Here is a 16,443-nt window from a genome sequence, read left to right as displayed (position 1 = left end):
GCCGGTTCCGTCCGCCGCTCGGCCGACACGGGATCGCCTCATTGATGAGCGGGATCGCGCGGGTGGGAAAGCGCGAAATGGCCGGAGCCGGGCGACCCGGTGCGGGTTCTCGCCGAGGCGCGGCTTTATTGCACTCGCTGGGCGGTGCTCGGGTCGTCGATCATCTGGAGGATGAGGGGGTAGGTGAGCTCCGGGTTGGCGCCCGGCTCGAGCGGATCGATGAGCTCGTGGCCGAGCTCGTCGCTCGCCGGAAACTCGTAACGAACGACGTCCATGCCGTGCGCCGCCCAGGCGTCGGCGAGGAGCTGGGTGATCGAATTGTCGACCGCCGTATCGGCCGCGTTGGTGACGATGGCGGCCTGCTTGGCGGCCGGCGCCGTCTCCTCGGCCTGGCGGTAGACGGCGAGGCCGAGGCGCATGATCTCCCCGGTCGCCCGCGTCGACTGGCGCTGATAGGCGTGCGGCATCCCCTCGAACTGTTCGCGCAGAACGGGATCCTTCCAGATCGAGAAATGCGGAAGGACGAGCATCGCCCGCATCAGGGCGAGGTTGATCTGCGGCCCGAAATTCGCGAGCCCGAAGAACGGGGCGAGGAGGACGACCCGGTCGACCTCCGGCCGGTTCTGTCCGGCCCAGGCGGCGACGGTGCCGCCCGCCGAGATGCCGACCACGACGACCTCTTCACCGAGACCGGCCGCGATATCGACCGAAACGTCGCCCATCTCGCGAAGCTGTTCGGCGGTGAGGTTCTTGAGGGCATCTGTCGCCCGGTCGGCGAAGCCGTTCTGCGGCATCCGCACGATGAGGACATTGGCACCCTCCTCGAAGAGGATCGGCGCGAAATCGACGAAGGCCTGCGGGCAGCTCGACACGCCGTGGAAGAGGACGACCACGCGGTCGGTCTTCTGGCCATGGGTCAGGAGCTGCGAGGGGCAGAGCGGGTTGAGCGGCTCCGCGTTGCGCGCTTTCTCCCGCTCGAACCGATCGACCGCCGCCGCATACTCGCTCTCCGGGTGGGCTTGCGAGGCGAGGCTCTCGGTCTCGACCGGCATCAGCATCGTGTAGGCGAGAAAGGCGGCGAGGACGAAGAGCCACAGGATGACCGAGTTGCGGAACCGGATCACCAGCGACGTCAGCCCGATCAGGATCACGAGGACGAGGAGAAGCGCGGCCACGCCGATGATGGCGCGCATCTCCACCGTGAGCGAGCCCAAGAGGTTCGTGATCATGTCCACCGAGGGGCTCCTTCGCTCCGTGCGCCTCCGACCCGGCGTGTCGCGGGTGGGACGTGTCGATCCGCCTTCATCCTATCGGTGAAGTATGACGTCCACTATAGGACCCGGCGCGCCACGGCCATGCCTGACATGCGAAAAGCCCGTGTCTTTCAGCGGGCGGACGCGCCCGGCGTCGCGATCGCGGCGTGGAGGAATGCGACGGCGAGGTCGAGCGCTTCCTCGGTCGCCTCCGGGTCATAGACGAGCGTGCTGAGCGCCGACCGCCCCTGTTGATCGAAGCCGTGCGTAACGTCCTCGAAGACGTGCGTTTCCACCGGCACGCCCTCGTCCTCGAGGATGTTCGCGATGGCGAGGCAGTCGTCCGAGGGGGCGATGATGTCGTCCCGGCTGAGGAGGAAGAGAACGGGCGCGGCGTGGCGCCAACCGGTTTTCGTCGCGCGGTTCGCGGGACCGCACCACGGGTAGACGAGAATGCTGGCGACGATCCCGTCCATGCCGCGCTCGCCGAAGCCGGCCGGAGACCGCGAGAGATTGAAGGGCAGCCGGTTCGGAGGATCGAGGGCGAAGAAGTCCATGATGGACCAGCCGCCGTGCGAGGCCCCGATGAGCGCGATCCGCTCGGGATCGACGAACGGCATCCGCCGCGCATCGTCGATCGAAACGAGGACGTCGCCGGCGCGCTCGGAGCCCATGAACATCTGACCGACACAGATGAGCCGCCAGATCTCATAATCGTCGTAGCCGCGGGGGCCGTGACTGTCGACGATGACGGACGCCCATCCCTCTTGGGCGAGACGGCTCGCCCAAAGGTCCATGTTGTCACGCGGGCCGTCGCACCCCGAATAGAGGAGGGCGGTCGGGAAGGGGCCGTCGCCTGCCGGCTTGGTGATCCGGTAAGCGGGGCTGATGAGATTGGAGAGCGCCGACGGCGTGAGCCGCTCCACCGTCCACCCGAAATAATGCGCGACCGTGTTGCCGATGGTGGCGGCGAGCGCGAAGCCGATGATCGCCGCCGACACGATCAGCCCGATTCGGACGCGCCGTCCCTGTTTCGTGCGCCAGAATCGTCCCACGTATCCGCTCCGTCCGTCGTTCGTGCCGCCGCGTTCGGGCGGCCTCGGCCCGGCTGTAGTGCCTCGGCGGCTTCGGCGAAAGCGGTGAGGTGCGTTTTCGCGGGAACGTTGCGGTCCAATGCGACGTTAGGGCGAGGACGACACGACTGAGCAGCCCCGACCGATTGGAAATCGCACCGCCACGCGGTGGGTTTCGAGGATTGGCTCGAACCCGGCGTGGCATATCCGCAACGATCGGGGCGCGCGGCGCGATAGCCTCTTCTGGACCTTGTGGGCTTGCCTGAGCGTCGCCATGTGAAGGTCCGTTGGACCGCCGGAGGCCGCTCGTCGGCAGGATGGGTCGCGCCACAGTCAATGGTGGGACCACTCTGATTTGGCGGAATGGAGTTTCGCTTTGGACACCCTACTCGTCGACGTGATGGGCAAGCCGGTTTGGATGTGGCTTGCGTTTCTTCTTCTGGTTGTTGTCCTTCTCGTCTTCGATCTCGGCGTCTTCCACCGGCACTCCCACGAAATTGGCGTCAAAGAGAGCCTTCTGCTCTCCGCCTTCTACATCACAGTCGCCATCGCCTTCGGCGGCTGGGTCTGGCATCACATGGGGGACGAAGCCGCCGTCCTCTACCTGACGGGGTTCGTCGTCGAGAAAAGTCTCGCGATGGACAATATTTTCGTCATCGCGCTGATATTCGCCTATTTCGGCATTCCACGATCGTTGCAGAGACGGGTGCTCCTCTGGGGCATTATCGGCGTGATCGTCCTGCGTGCGTTGATGATCGGCGCGGGTGTCGCGATCGTCACCGAATTCGAGTGGGTGCTCTACATCTTCGCCGCGTTCCTGATCTTCAGCGGCGTGAAGATGCTTTGGACGGGCGATGACGAGTATGACGTCTCGCAAAATCCGGTGCTGCGCTTCATGCGGCGCCGCTGCCGGGTGACGCCGGAGCTCCACGGCGAGCGCTTCTTCGTGCGAAAACCGGACACGGCGACCGGCAAGGTGCTCACCTACGTGACGCCGCTCTTCCTCGCCCTCGTCGTGATCGAGTTCGCAGACATGGTGTTCGCGGTCGATTCGATTCCCGCGATCTTCGCGATCACGACCGACCCCTACATCATCTACACCTCCAACATTTTCGCCATTCTGGGCCTGCGCGCGCTCTATTTCTCGCTGGCGGCCCTGCTGCATCGTTTCACGTATCTCTCCCACGCGCTCGCGATCGTCCTCGTGTTCATCGGGTCGAAGATTTTCGTCGCCGACGCGCTGGGGCTGACGAAAATTCCGCCTGCATGGTCGCTGTCGATCACGTTGGGCATCCTCGCCGGCGGCATCATCCTCTCGCTCGTGAAGGGGACGCCGGACGTCGAAGACGAGGATGGGACGGCGGTCAGCTCCGGCGATGCCGACCCCGTGCGTCGATGAACGCCGCGGGTCATCGTCCGTTGCCATGAGCGCGGCGGTCGTCGCTCACAGCGAGCCGAGCCTGTCGCACATGCTCGCGGAGATGGCACGGACGGCGGGCCCTCGCGTGACCATCGGGGCGATCGCGGAGGTGCTGTCGCGGCGCTCCTTCGCCGCTCTCATCCTGATGTTCGCGCTGCCGAATCTCTTTCCGATGCCGCCCGGCGCGGCGGCCGTGTTCGGCTTTCCGCTGATGTATCTCGCCGGCCAGATGATCCTCGGCTTTCGCCGGCCCTACCTGCCGGCGATCCTCGCCAATCGCGGGTTCGACCGGAAGACCTTCGCCGGCCTCGTCACCCGCATGACGCCGTGGCTGAACCGATTGGAGCGCCTGGTCAGGCCGCGCCTGTGGCTGAATTATCGAGGCATCGAGCGGCTGATCGGCGTCTATGTGCTCCTCATGGCCTTCGTGCTGGTGCTGCCGATCCCGTTCGGCAATTGGCCGCCCGCCATCTCGATCACCCTCGTCGGCTTCGGCCTGTTGGAGCGGGACGGGCTCGTCCTTCTCCTCGGCATCGCCGTGGGGGTGATCTCGGTCATCGCCTATGGCGCCCTCCTGGTGGGCCTCGCCCATGTCGTCGTTCAGGCGGTGTAGAGCCGGCCGGCCTCAATCGGGAGGCGGCGTCGACGGCAGCGTCTCCTCGGTATAGCGGACGATCGCGGCCAGCCCGTCTTCGCGGCGCAGGGCCTCGCCGATCCGCCGGGCGCGGAGCGTGACCGCCGGTTCGAGCAGCGGCGCGAGCTTTGCGGCGAGCGTCTCGGCCGTGAGCGCCTTGAAAACCATGTGATCACCGACCCCGAGACGGGCGAGATGGCGGCCCCAAAAAGACTGATCGAACATGAACGCGGTGACGAGGCTCGGAATCCCGGTGCGCAGCGCGGCATGGGTGGTTCCGGCGCCGCCATGATGGACGGCCACCCGGCAGAGCGGGAACAGGCGCTGATGATCGATCTGCCGCACGCAATAAAGGTTGCCCACCGGCCCCTCCGGTAGGTCCGACCACCCGGCGACGAACACGCCGCGAAGCCCGAGCGTCGCGAGTGCCGTCTGGACGGCATCGATCGTTCTCGGAATATCGGCGACGAACATGCTGCCGAAGCTGAGAAAGACCGGCGCATCGCCGGCGCGGATCCATTCGAGGAGCGCGGCGTCGGGGCCGCCGCATCCGGTGGCGTCGCGGAGGTCGGTGGGCGCGTTGATGGCGCCGGCCTGAAACGCGCCGGCCCCGTAATCGTCCGGCATCGGGAGGAGGTGCCGGCTCCAGGCGATGGCGGCGGGGCGGTCGCGCTCCACGATATCGACGAGATGGGAGCGGTTGACCGGGGCGAGGCCATTGCGGGCGCGATAGGCGTTGACGATCGGGCGCACGCTGCGAAAGAGCTGGTTGAACGGCACTTTGTAGGTGAGCGGCGTCGCCGGCCCGAGTTGATGCCGCGTGACGGCCGGAAACGCGAACCGGCGCGTCGGCATACACGGCGACAATGAAATCGTCAGCAGCGGAATGCGCCGGGCTGCCGCCACGGCGGCCGGGATTGCGACGCCCGGATGGATCGAAAGGATCGCGTCCGCGCCCTCCGCGGCGTCGTCGACGCGGTGGATCGCCGCCGCGGTCTCGTGCTTGATCTTGGAGATCATCGTCATCGCCTGGGTGACGAAGCCGCTGCGTCTGACGGAATCCTGCACATCGGCGGAATTCAGAACCGACTTCGCCCCCTGCGGCAGCGCGACCGCCGAGACGCCTGAGCGCTCGATCCAATGGATCTGATCAGACGGCGCGACGAGCCGGACATCATGTCCGCGATCCCGCAGCGCGGCGGAGACGATGAGGCCCGGCTCGACGTCGCCACGCGAGCCGATGGCAAAGGTCAAAATTTTCATGAGGCAAGCTTTGAAATAAATGATGAAAATGGGTGTGATGTCGGAATATTTCAGATGGGCTGGCGCATTTTTCTAGAAACAGTAAATCGATTATTCTTCGAATTTAGAAGGAAAGAGGATAAAACTATTGCTGCATCGTCGGATAAAATTAGAATACTGAGAGTGTGCAGTGCAATATTGGTTAAGAATGCAGATCTGCGCAAGTTTTGAGTGCGGGAATATTGGAAAAAGACGCACTTATCCTCGGTGCGCGGCAGGGGGCGTTGCCGCCACGTCGGCCCGATCTGCGGCAGGCGGCAAAGAAGGCATCGCCATTGGCGAGCAAGGTGCGTTATGCGGGGCGGGTTCCGCGAGGCGCCGTTCGCGGGAATCGCCGCGAGAGTTCCGTCTCTTCGCCCCCATCGCATAACGCCGTTCCCGGCCGGTCAAGAGAGTGAGACGTATGAAAATCGTAGCGTTCGCGGTCGGAACACGCGGCGATGTCGAGCCGCAACTGGCGATCGCAGACGCCTTGATGGCGCGCGGCCACGATGTGCGTCTCGCGGTGCCGTCGGATCAGGTCGATTGGGTGGAGGCGTCGGGCGTGCCGACCATCGCTCTGCCGTATCAGGCGAAGTCGCTTCTCAATTCGCCCGAAATCCAGAAAGCGATCAGCTCCGGCCGCATCATCGGGCAGGTGAAGACGCTGATCGCGAAGATCAAAGGCGACTCGGCGGCGACCCTCGAGGCGATCGCCGATGCCGCCGAAGGCGCGGACGCGATGATCACGATGCAGGTCGGAATGAACCTGCCGGCCGCCGTCGCGGCGGTGCGGCGCATTCCGATCCTGCCGATCACGCTGTTTCCCTGGCTACCGACGCGCGCCTTCCCCTGTCCGATGGCGACCACCCGGTCGCTCGGTCCGCTCAATCGCGCGAGCTACGATCTCGTGCTTCGCCAGCTCGCGCGCGGCGTCAAATCCGTGATCGACCCCTATCGCATGGGGCACGGTCTCGCCGCCACCAAGGCGCCGTTCGCCATGGATGTCGTCGCCGAGAACAGGCCCGCCGCGATCGCCTGGAGCCGCCACATCGTGCCGATGCCGGGCGACTATGGCGGCGGCGCCTTCCAGCCGGGGGCGATCGTCGCCCCGCCGGCGCTGCGCGACCGGACGGGCAGCGTCGCGCCGAGCCCGGCGCTGCTCGACTGGATTGCGCGCGGCGATGCGCCGATCTTCTTCAGCTTCGGCAGCATGGCCGTGCCCGACGAGGCGGCGACGGTCGCGCTTCTCCAGAGGGCGCTCAAGGATCTCGGAATGCGGGGGATCCTGTCGACGGGCTGGTCGTCCTTCAGTGAAGGGGAGCACGACGATCTCTTCTCGGTCCGCCATGTCGACCATCAGCGGCTCTTTCCGCATTGCGTCGCGACCGTCCACCATGGCGGGGCGGGAACGACCCATGCGAGCACCGGGGCGGGGCTTCCGACGCTCGTCACGTCCTTCACGGTCGACCAACCCTTCTGGGGCGAGCGGCTGAAGCGGATCGGCGTCGGCGATCATGTTCGCTTCAAGGCGTTGACGCGGGAGAGCCTTGTCGCGCATCTCGGCCCGCTTTTGTCGGCCGAGACCGCGGCGCGCGCCAAGCGCCTCGGCGAGGCGATGGCCGAAGAGACCGCGCTCGCCGATATCGTGCGCTATGTCGAGGAGGCGCTCCCGGGAACGCCGCCGCCGAACTGACGCCTCGTCAACGTCCGCCGCTGACGTCGATGAAGCTGCCGCTCACATAGGAGGCGGCATCCGAGGCGAGCCAGATCACCGCCTCGGCGACTTCCGCCGCCGTGCCCGCCCGCCCGAGGGGGACGCCCGAGCGCAGGCGCTCCAACCGGTCCGGCGCTCCGGCGCGCGCGTGGATCTCGGTGTCGATGAGGCCCGGCCGGATCGCGTTGACGCGGATGCCCTCGCCGCCGACTTCGCGGGCGAGGCCGATCGTCAGCGTGTCGATCGCGCCCTTGCTCGCGCCATAGTGGGCCCATTCGCCACCGCCGCCGAGCAGCGACGCGCGGGAGGAGAGATGGATGATCGATCCGCCTTCCCCGCCCATCGCGGTCGACATGCGGCGGATCGCTTCGCGCGAGGCGATCAGGACGCCGGTGACGTTGACGTCCATGAGGCGCCGGACCTCGTCGAAGGTCATGTCGGCGACGCGGACGATCCGCCCGGTGATGCCGGCATTGTTGACGAGGACGTCGGGCGGGCCGAACGCCTCGTCCGAGGCGGCGAAGAGGGCGAGCACGCCCTCCTCGGTGCCCATATCGCCGCGCACCGCGATCGCCTGGCCGCCGGCCTCCTCGGCGTCGGCGACCATGCGGGCCGCCGCCGCCTCGTCGCTCGCGTAGCTGAAGGCGACGCGGTAGCCGGCCCGCACCGCACGCAACACGGTGGCGGCGCCGATCCCGCGGCTGCCCCCCGTCACAATCATCACTTTGCTCATGCGACCGTTGTGCCTCCCGACGTCGGATCGTTTCGTCGACGGTAACATCGTCTTCACGATTTTTTCACGTGAAACGCGCGGACGGGGCGCGCGCCGCGATCCGTCCACGTCAGCGGGGCGATGATTGCGTGCGCACTTCACGTTTCCGATACCGCGTCGCTTTTACACCGTGACGTTCATCCCTGAGACAGGTGCATACGACACATTCGGCCTTCGATCGGCGAGGCGTCCATTCGGACGTCATGTGCGTGATTTGTCCGATTGCCTTGCGCAGTCGTTGGCTCGATAGTTGCCTCTGTCCGCCATGGCGAGCGTGCGGATCATCGGCATGTTCACTGTCTCTATCCGCATCCGGGTTGGTGCACGGAGGACCCATGGGGTTGGTACGTCAGATCGTCATCCTCGCCACGCTCGTGGTGCTCGTTGGCGGAGGCTACGTCCTTTATCGGGACCACTCGAACCCCGGCGCGTCCGAGCCCCAAGCCACGGCGAGCGGTTCGGCCGGCGCGGCTCCCTCCGCCGAGGCCCGCTCCGTCGCGGTCGAGGTCGAGATCGCCGCGCTCGATACGATCGACATCTCGGTCGAGGCGGTCGGCACGACCCGCGCCCTCCAGTCGGTCGACATCGTGCCGCTGGCCGAGGGGCGGATCGTCGAGCTCGATATCGCGCCCGGCAAGGAAGTCGCGGCCGGTGACGTGCTCGCCCGGCTCGATATCGAGATCGAAGAGGCGACCCTGCGCGAAGCCGAGGCGCTGCTCGACGAAAAGCGGAGCGCGCTCGAACGGTCCGAATCGCTCCTGCGCAACAACTCCTCGACCGTCAGCCGCGCGACGCTCGATCAGCTCCGGTCCGAGCAACTCGTCGCCGAGGCGACGGTACAGCGGGCTCGCCGCCGGGCCGATGACCGGACCGTGCGCGCCCCGTTCGGCGGCGTGCTCGGTATCGGCTCGGTCGATCTCGGCGCCCGCGTCGACACCTCCACCGTGCTGACGACGCTCGACGACCTGTCCGAGGTGGAGATCGAATTCCGCCTGCCGGAGACGGTGTACGGCCAGATCGTGCACGGCCAGCGCGTCGCCGCGACGAGCGCGGCCTTTCCCGACCGCGTTTTCACCGGCACTGTGATCGGCGTCGACAGCCGCATCGAGCCGGCATCTCGCGCCTTCCGCGTCCGCGCCCGGATCCCCAACGCCGACCGGGCGCTGCCGGCCGGTATGTTCATGCGCATCGATCTCGCCTTGAGGGACCGGCAGAATGTCACCGTCCCGGAAGAGGCGGTGACGGTCGAGGGCGGCGGCACGTTCGTTTATGTCGTGGTCGACGACAAGGCCGAGCAGCGGCCCATCGCGATGGGTGTGCGCCGGCATGGCATGGTCGAGGTCATGGAGGGCGTCGCGCCCGGCGACGTCGTGATTTCGCGGGGCGTTCAATCGTTGCGCGACGGGGCGCCGGTGCGCATCCTCAACGAACCCGAGGAGACGAGCGCCCCCGCCGCCGCCAACGCCACCGACGAGCGAGAGGAGCGCCGTTCCTGATGCTCTCAGATCTCGCCATCCGCCGGCCCGTGCTCGCCGCCGTGGCGAGCCTTCTGATCATCGTGTTCGGCATCGGCGCGCTCGCCCAACTGCCGATCCGCGAGCTTCCGGACATCGACACCGCCATCGTCACGGTGCGCACCAATTATACCGGCGCCGCGCCCGAAATCGTCGACACCGACATCACCGAGGTGTTGGAGAGTTCGATCGCCGGCATCTCCGGCGTGAAGACCCTGTCCTCGCAGAGCCGCCGCGGTCGTAGCTCGATCACCGTCGAGTTCGAGGTCGGCCGCAATATCGACGAGGCGGCGAACGATGTGCGCGACGCCGTCGCCCGTGTCCGGGCTGATCTGCCGGACGACGCCGAAGAGCCGCAGGTCGTGAAGAGTGATGCCGACGGCGACCCGGTGATGCGCCTCGCGGTCACCTCCTCGCGCATGACGCCGGCCGAGATCACCGACTATGTGGACCGATACGTGGTCGACCGGCTGGCGACCGTTCCGGGCGTTGCGAGCATCGATCTTTATGGTGATCGTCCGTTCGCGGTGCGGATCTGGCTCGACCGGCGGGCGATGGCGGCGCGCAATCTCACCGTCGCCGATATCGCCGAAGCCTTGCGCCGCGCCAATGTCGAGCTTCCGGCGGGCGAGATCGAATCGCGCGCGCGTCAGCTCACCGTCCGCCTCAACAGCCGCCTTCCGACGGTCGAGGCCTTCTCGAACGTCGTGATCGATCGGGTGGCGGGCTATCCGATCCGCCTGACGGACGTGGCCCGCGTCGTGTCCGGCGTCGCCGAAGATTCGACGATCGTGCGCAATAACGGGACGGTCGCGGTCGGGCTGTCCGTCATCCGGCAGAGCCAGTCGAACACCATCGCCATCTCGAACGGCGTCCGCGCCGAAATCGAGGCGCTGTCCGCCGGCCTTCCCAACGGAATGGCGATCGAGGTCGGCTCCGACGATGCGATCTTCGTCGCCGCCTCGATCAAGGAGGTGGTGAGCGCGCTCGTGATCTCGCTGGTTCTCGTGGTGCTCGTCATCATGGCGTTCCTGCGCTCCTGGCGCGCGACGCTGATTCCGGCGATCACAATCCCGATCGCGCTGATCGGCACCTTCACGCTGATCGCGGCGATGGGCTTTTCGATCAACGTCCTGACGCTGCTCGCGCTCCTGCTCGCCATCGGTCTCGTGGTCGACGATGCGATCGTCGTGCTCGAAAACATCCAGCGGCGGATCGATTCGGGCGAAAGTGCGCTCGTCGCGAGCGTGCTCGGCTCGCGTCAGGTGACGTTCGCCGTCATCGCGACGTCGCTGACGTTGATCGCCGTGTTCGTGCCGCTGTCGATGCTCGACGGGCAGGTCGGCCGGCTGTTCACCGAATTCGGTTTCGTGATGGCGAGCGCCGTCGCGATCTCCACCTTCGTCGCGTTGACGGCGTGTCCGGCGCTCGCCTCCAAGGTTCTGCGTGGCGGAACCGTTTCGATCGGCGAGGGCGGATCGGAGGGCTGGGTGACGCGCAATTTCCGCCGCGCCGTGCAGCGTGCGGTGGAGCTGCCCCTCGTCGTCCTCGCGATCGCGATTGCCGTCGCCGTCGCCGGTGGCTTCGTCTATCAGACGCTGCCGCAGGAGCTGACGCCGAGCGAGGATCGCGGCGTCGTCTTCGTGCCGCTCACGTCGCCGCAAGGCAGCACACTCGAATATACCGACATCGCCGCCCGTCAGGTCGAGCAGATCGCCGAGCCGATGCGTGAGGCGGGCGACGTCGCCACGATCTTCACCTTCTCGGGCAGTTGGGGGCGGCCGAACCGCTCGTTCGTCGTCCTGCGCCTTGCCGATTGGGATAAGCGGGACCGCGATCACCGCGAAATCGTCGCCGCGATGGCGCCCGGCATGCGCGACGTCACCGCCGCGCGCGGCTTCCCGGTGACGCCGGCCGGCCTCGGCCTGCGCGGCAGTCGGACGCCGCTGCGCGTCGTCGTCTCCGGGCCGGATTTCGAGAGCGTGAAGGTCTGGGCGGACGAACTGCTGCGCAAGGCGCAGGAGAATCCGAACCTCACCAACATGGAGATGGACTATGAGGAGAATCAGCCTCAGCTCGACATCTCCCTTGACCGGGCGCGGGCCGACGATCTCGGCGTCTCGGTCGAGACCATCGCCGGCACGTTGCAGACGCTCCTCGCCTCCCGTGAGGTGACGAAATATGTCGATCGCGGGCGGGAATATCCGGTCCTGATGCAGGCCGAGGACAGTGACCGCGCCTCGCCCTCCGATATCGACTTTATCTTCGTGCGCGCGGGCGACGGGGAAACGCTGGTTCCGCTGAGTTCCCTCGTCGAGGTGTCGAACACCGCCGCGGCGGCGGAGCTGCGCCGCTATAACCGCCTGCCCTCGATCACCATCGAAGGCTCCCTCGCCGACGGCTACAGCCTCGGGGAAGCGATCGCCTATATGGAGGATGCGGCGGCCGCCACGCTTCCGCCGGAGGCGCGGCTCGGTCTCGCTGGCCAGTCCCAGCAATTCAAGGAAACGTCGAGCGGCGTCGCGACCACCTTCGCGCTCGCGCTCCTCATCGTCTTCCTCGTGCTCGCGGCGCAGTTCGAAAGCTTCATCCACCCGATCGTCATCATGCTGACGGTGCCGCTCGGGGTGGCGGGGGCGGTGTTCTCGCTGTCCTTCGCCGGGCTGTCGCTCAACATCTACAGTCAGATCGGGATCATTCTCCTGATCGGCTTGATGGCGAAAAACGGCATTCTGATCGTCGAGTTCGCCAATCAGCTTCGCGACGAGGGGCACGGCGTCCGCGACGCGGTGATCGAGGCGACCGTTCTGCGCCTGCGTCCCATCGTGATGACGGTGATCTCCACCGTACTCGGCGCCGTTCCGCTGGTGATCGCGACCGGGGCCGGGGCGGAAAGCCGCATTGCGATCGGCACGGTGATCGTCGGCGGGCTTCTGGTGTCCGCCGTGCTCACCCTCTTCGTCATTCCCGTCCTCTACGACATCTTCGCCCGCCTCACCCGACCGCGCTCGGCGATCGCCCGCGCGATCGAGGCCGAGCTCGACGGCGTCAAGACGAAGCACCGGCCACCCGCCGCGCCGGCCGAGTAGAGGGCCGGTGCGTGGCGCGCCGCACACACCCCCCTGTGAAGTCGCAGCGGGTGCCACTATGTGAACGCCACGGGCAGCCGGACCGTTTAAGAGACGGCGGAGCTTGGCGCGACGGGAAGCCCCGCCACGCACGTGTAGAGTGACGGAGGTTTTGCGTGGAGTTCGTCGAGGGTCGTCTTGTGACGCTGTTTCGGCAGGTCGCGGAGGCGGGTCAGGGCGACACGATCAGCGTGGAAGACGCGCTGGATGCTGTCGGCCAAAGCTCCTTCGCGGCGTTGTTGCTGCTTCCGAGTGCCATCATTGTCACCCCGATCAGCGGCATTCCCGGTGCGCCGACGATTGCGGCCATCGTGATCGTGCTCGTGTGCATCCAGTTCCTGGCCGGCCGACAGCGGATCTGGCTGCCGCGGCGGGTTTTGCGCGTGTGCATCTCGCGCGATCGCTTCACGAGAGTGGTCGGCCGGGCCGAGCCGATGATCAGCCGGTTCGACAGGCTGGTGCGCCCGCGGCTCACCTTTCTCGTGAACCGCGGGATGGTCATCGCGATGGCGCTGATTTCGACGGCGCTCGCCCTCACGATGCCCCCGATGGAAATCCTACCGCTCACGAGCACGTTGACGGCCGCCATCATCGCGCTGTTCGCCCTCGCGATGCTTGCTCGCGACGGCCTTCTCGCCCTCGCGGGGCTGGTCGCATCGCTCGCGGCTGGGATTGGATTCATTGGCTTCGTCGTGCCGGAAGTCGTCGGATGGCTGACCTGACGGCTTCGCTGGCCTTCTGACGTGTGCTGCGACCACCGCCCGCGTCAAGCTATCCCTTGTGCAATTCCTTTGAGAAGATTATCATCGCAAGAATAGTTAAGGATTGCGCGTTTGCGCATAAACTTAGAATAAGAGGTCAGTCCGCGCGCTTTGCCTGCGGAGTGTTGTGGTCAGGGATTGGTTTTTACTCCTATATATTCGAGACAATTGCAGTCCGGCAATCCTCAGGCCGGTCTGCTGGAGGACGATCGATCCGTTACGACAACACCGCGCCAGGGCACTGCGGCAATAGGGAAATGACGATGGATCGTAAACTGAACCAAATCCTCATCGTCGAAGACGAAGCGCTCATCGCGTTCGATCTCGCCGATCTATTGGAGGATGCGGGCTATACGATTCATGGCCCGTATGCCGATGCCGATGAGGCCTTGAACGCGTTGAAGAGCGCCGAGCTCACGCTCGCGATCCTCGACGTCAATCTCGGCGAAGGCCGGACGAGCGAGAAGGTCGCCGAGTACCTGACGCGCACCGGCACGCCGATCGTCTTCGTGTCCGGCTATACGCCGGCCGGCAGCGAGGTTCTGCGCAACTACCCGAACGCGCAGCGCCTGTCCAAGCCATGGGATCCGCAAGAACTGCTCGCCATGGTCGATCGCTTCGTCCGAAAGGGCGAGGGGACGGAAATGCCCGCCCCGAACTGAGCGCCGAGCCGACGCGCCGCGTCAGATCACGCGGCCCTGGTTGAGGATCCCCTTCGGATCGAGCGTCACCTTGATCGCCTGCATCAATTTCAGCTCCGCCTCGGTGCGGCTATGGGCGAGATAGGGCCGTTTCGCGCGGCCGATCCCGTGCTCGGCCGAAATCGAGCCGTGATGCCGCCGCACGATATCGTAAATTCCGGTCTCGACCGCTTTGGTCTCCGCCGCGTCGATCCCGCCGCCGGGGGTGCGCGGCCCGATCACGATGTGAAGATTGCTGTCGGCGATATGCCCGAAGACCACCTGCAGGGCGCCCGGCCAGTGCGCCGCGCGTAAAGCGCGCAGATCGGCCACCGCATCGCCGATCGCGGGGCGCGGGATCGAGATGTCGAAGCCGATCTGCGTCGCGTGCAGGCGCTGATACTCGTAGACGCTTTCCCGATAGCTCCAGAGCCGCTGCGCGTCGCCACCCGAGCGGGCGATGATCGCATCGACGATGATTCCCTCTTCGAGAAGGGCGCCGAGCGCCTCCTCCACCGCCTCGGCCGGATTGTCGCCACCCGGCGCGATCTCGGCGAGGACGATGAGGTCGTGCTCCTCGGCGAACGGGCGCACGATGCCGAGCTGTTCGGTCGCGACGGAGACGAACTCGCTCCACATCCCCTCGAACACCATGAGGCCGGCGCCGAACGTCTCTTCGAGGCATTTCAGAAGCGTCATCGCGGACGCGGCGGAGGGGAGGGCGACGAGGACGGTCTCGACGGCCTTGGGCCTCGGATGCAGCGCGACCACCACGCGGGTGATGACGGCGAGCGTTCCCTCCGAGCCGACGAGGAGCTGCGTCCAGTCATAGCCCGTATTGTTCTTCATCATCTTGTTGAGGGAGGTGAGGATCGTCCCGTCCGCCTGCACCGCCTCGAGGCCGAGAATGTTCTTGCGCGTCATCCCGTAGCGCAGCACCTGGTTGCCGCCGGCATTGGTCGCGACATTGCCGCCGATCGAGCAGGAACCGCGCGCGCCGAGGTCGATCCCGCAATGGAAGCCGGCCTGCTCGGCCGCCGCCTGGACGTCGGCGAGTGTGGTGCCGGCGAGCGCGGTGAGGGTGCCGGCGACCGGATCGATTTCCTCGATGCCCTTCATCTTCTCGAGCGACAGCGCGAATTCGCCCGCCATCGGGTGGGCGCCGGCGGCGAGGCCGGTGAGGCCGCCTTGCGTGACGACCGCCTGGCCCGCCTCGTTGCACAGGCGCAGCGCGATCGACACCTCCATCGTGTCGCGAGGCAGGATGAGGGCGGCGGGCCGCACCGGCTCCAGCTTCGTCTCGTCGGCCCAGTTGCGGCGCGGAATGTCGTCCCCGGTGAGCACACTTTTCGGCCCGAGACGCTCCCTCAGGCTGGCGATCAACGTTTCGTTCAAGCTTATCCTCCCGGCGCGAGCGGGGCGTTGCGGCCCTCTCGTCCTGCCACTTTAGCGCATCATATGCGCCATGCGATGGAACAATTCACGGTCGGTTCAGAGCCGGAATGCGGCCGTGCGGTTGACCATCCGGCGCCGAGCGACGAAGGCTCGGCGGACGGAACGAGTGAGGCGGGCGGAGCGAATGTCGACCGAGACCATTATCAAGGCGGCCGAGGCGGCGCGGGCGGCGATCGTCGCCAACGAGAGCGAGATCGAGCATCTCGACAGGGCGATCGGGGACGGCGACCATTTCATCAATATCAGGCGTGGGGCCGACACGATCATCGCCCTCGCCCCCGAGCTGGACGGCAAGACGCCGAGCGAGGCGCTGAAAGCGATCGCGATGAAGCTGATGTCGACGATCGGCGGCGCGAGCGGTCCGCTGATCTCGAGCTTCTTCCTCGCCGCCTCGAAGACCGAGGGCATCGATGCGCCGTGGACGGCGGAGACTGTCGCGCGTCTCACCGAAGACGGCGTCGCCGCGATCCAGAAGCGCGGCAAGGCCGGCCTCGGCCACAAGACGATGCTCGACGTCCTGATTCCGGTCGCCGAGGCCCTCAAAGCGGGGGCGGCGGCGGGCGAGGATGCCGCCGCGCTCGGCGCGCGCGTCGTCGAGACGGCGGCGGCGGGCAAAGATTCGACACGCGATCTCACGGCCCATTATGGCCGCGCCGCCTTTCTCGGGGAGCGGGCGATCGGCACGGTCGATCCGGGCGCGATGTCCTCCTACGTCATCATTCGCGCGATCGTCGAAGCGCGGTAGAAACGCCGAA

Annotated in this window: 13 protein-coding genes; 8 read left to right on the top strand and 5 right to left on the bottom strand. The window is 66.5% G+C overall.

Annotated features, from left to right (window positions below):
• Nucleotides 1–125: 125 nt before the first annotated feature.
• Complete coding sequence (locus L1787_RS09740) at nt 126–1,229, bottom strand: alpha/beta hydrolase (RefSeq protein ID WP_235708721.1); 1,104 nt, start codon at nt 1,227–1,229, stop codon at nt 126–128.
• A gap of 155 nt (nt 1,230–1,384) precedes the next feature.
• A complete protein-coding gene (locus L1787_RS09735; RefSeq protein WP_235708610.1) occupies nt 1,385–2,308 on the bottom strand; it encodes a dienelactone hydrolase family protein in 924 nt (307 codons plus the stop codon).
• 394 nt (nt 2,309–2,702) lie between these two features.
• Between L1787_RS09735 and L1787_RS09730 the strand changes: the two genes are divergently transcribed.
• A complete protein-coding gene (locus L1787_RS09730) occupies nt 2,703–3,725 on the top strand; it encodes a TerC family protein (protein ID WP_235708609.1) in 1,023 nt (340 codons plus the stop codon).
• A gap of 25 nt (nt 3,726–3,750) precedes the next feature.
• The gene (locus tag L1787_RS09725) at nt 3,751–4,359 is read left to right on the top strand and encodes an exopolysaccharide biosynthesis protein (protein ID WP_235708608.1); all 609 of its coding nucleotides are present in this window, start codon (nt 3,751–3,753) and stop codon (nt 4,357–4,359) included.
• Nucleotides 4,360–4,371: 12 nt separating this feature from the next.
• Here the strand turns inward: L1787_RS09725 and L1787_RS09720 are convergent, their stop codons facing one another.
• Nucleotides 4,372–5,643, bottom strand: a complete 1,272-nt coding sequence (locus tag L1787_RS09720; RefSeq protein WP_235708607.1) for a glycosyltransferase — start codon at nt 5,641–5,643, stop codon at nt 4,372–4,374.
• 442 nt (nt 5,644–6,085) lie between these two features.
• Between L1787_RS09720 and L1787_RS09715 the strand changes: the two genes are divergently transcribed.
• Nucleotides 6,086–7,357, top strand: a complete 1,272-nt coding sequence (locus L1787_RS09715; RefSeq protein ID WP_235708606.1) for a glycosyltransferase — start codon at nt 6,086–6,088, stop codon at nt 7,355–7,357.
• Nucleotides 7,358–7,364: 7 nt separating this feature from the next.
• Here L1787_RS09715 and L1787_RS09710 read toward each other — a convergent pair whose 3' ends face one another.
• Nucleotides 7,365–8,111: an SDR family oxidoreductase gene (locus L1787_RS09710; RefSeq protein WP_235708605.1), complete on the bottom strand. Its 747-nt coding sequence runs from the start codon at nt 8,109–8,111 to the stop codon at nt 7,365–7,367.
• Between the two features lie 374 nt (nt 8,112–8,485).
• On the opposite strand from L1787_RS09710, the gene L1787_RS09705 reads away from it, so the two are divergent.
• From L1787_RS09705 to L1787_RS09690, 4 genes are all read left to right on the top strand, one after another.
• Nucleotides 8,486–9,646 (top strand): efflux RND transporter periplasmic adaptor subunit, encoded by a 1,161-nt coding sequence (locus L1787_RS09705; protein ID WP_235708604.1) that lies wholly within the window; start codon nt 8,486–8,488, stop codon nt 9,644–9,646.
• On the top strand, nt 9,646–12,753 hold the full coding sequence (locus L1787_RS09700) for an efflux RND transporter permease subunit (RefSeq protein ID WP_235708603.1): 3,108 nt from the start codon (nt 9,646–9,648) through the stop codon (nt 12,751–12,753). Before L1787_RS09705 ends, L1787_RS09700 begins: the two co-directional genes overlap by 1 nt.
• A gap of 155 nt (nt 12,754–12,908) precedes the next feature.
• A complete protein-coding gene (locus L1787_RS09695) occupies nt 12,909–13,514 on the top strand; it encodes an exopolysaccharide biosynthesis protein (RefSeq protein ID WP_235708602.1) in 606 nt (201 codons plus the stop codon).
• Between the two features lie 302 nt (nt 13,515–13,816).
• Nucleotides 13,817–14,215, top strand: coding sequence for a response regulator (locus tag L1787_RS09690; RefSeq protein WP_235708601.1), 399 nt, complete (start codon nt 13,817–13,819; stop codon nt 14,213–14,215).
• A 21-nt stretch (nt 14,216–14,236) separates the two neighbouring features.
• Here the strand turns inward: L1787_RS09690 and L1787_RS09685 are convergent, their stop codons facing one another.
• Nucleotides 14,237–15,628 (bottom strand): FAD-binding oxidoreductase, encoded by a 1,392-nt coding sequence (locus L1787_RS09685; protein WP_235708600.1) that lies wholly within the window; start codon nt 15,626–15,628, stop codon nt 14,237–14,239.
• 184 nt (nt 15,629–15,812) lie between these two features.
• Between L1787_RS09685 and dhaL the strand changes: the two genes are divergently transcribed.
• Nucleotides 15,813–16,433 carry a dihydroxyacetone kinase subunit DhaL gene (gene dhaL, locus L1787_RS09680; protein WP_235708599.1) on the top strand — a complete coding sequence of 207 codons (621 nt, stop codon included), beginning with the start codon at nt 15,813–15,815 and terminating at the stop codon, nt 16,431–16,433.
• The last annotated feature ends 10 nt before the right edge of the window (nt 16,434–16,443 follow it).

The organism is Acuticoccus kalidii (assembly GCF_021556395.1).
Taxonomy (GTDB): Bacteria; Pseudomonadota; Alphaproteobacteria; order Rhizobiales; family Amorphaceae; genus Acuticoccus; species Acuticoccus kalidii.
The sequence above is the reverse complement of the archived record's forward strand: the minus strand, read 5'-3'. Positions and strand labels throughout refer to the sequence as shown.